The sequence below is a fragment of the Vibrio sp. 811 genome, assembly GCF_033339195.1.
Genome location: NZ_JAWOUB010000657.1, coordinates 1 through 591, shown reverse-complemented (window position 1 = coordinate 591; position 591 = coordinate 1). Strand labels below are relative to the sequence as shown.

Genomic DNA, 591 nt, shown 5'->3' with positions numbered 1-591 from the left:
CGCAGTGCATGCCCAACGTGTGGATCGTGTTCAGGCATGTTCACTGCAAACTCAATGAACTGTCTGACAGAAGCTCTGGGTCTGTCTCAGCCAGGCAACGGCTCGCTGTTGGCAACGCATGCCGACCGTAAAGAGCTGTTTATCAATGCAGCTAAACGCATCGTTGAACTTACCAAACGCTACTACGAGCAAGATGACGAAACGGCTCTACCACGCAATATCGCGACCAAAGCCGCATTTGAAAACGCGATGGCACTCGACATCGCAATGGGCGGTTCGACCAATACGGTGTTACACCTTTTAGCTGCGGCGCAAGAAGGTGAAGTCGATTTTGATATGACGGACATCGACCGCATGTCTCGCCAAGTACCACACCTTTGTAAAGTGGCTCCTTCAACGCAGAAATACCACATGGAAGATGTACACCGTGCGGGTGGCGTTGTCGGTATCCTTGGTGAACTGAACCGTGCAGGTCTGCTGCACAATCAGTCTAAGACCGTACTAGGTCTGACTTGGGAAGAGCAGCTAGCCAAATACGACATCATGCTGACCGATTCAGAAGAAGTGAAATCATTCTACCGTGCTGGCCCT

General features: G+C 51.3%; 1 protein-coding gene. It reads left to right on the top strand.

Going from position 1 to position 591, the window contains the following annotated elements:
- A partial coding sequence (locus R7Q46_RS28660) for a dihydroxy-acid dehydratase (RefSeq protein ID WP_318078506.1) occupies positions 1-591 on the top strand: 591 nt, incomplete at both ends.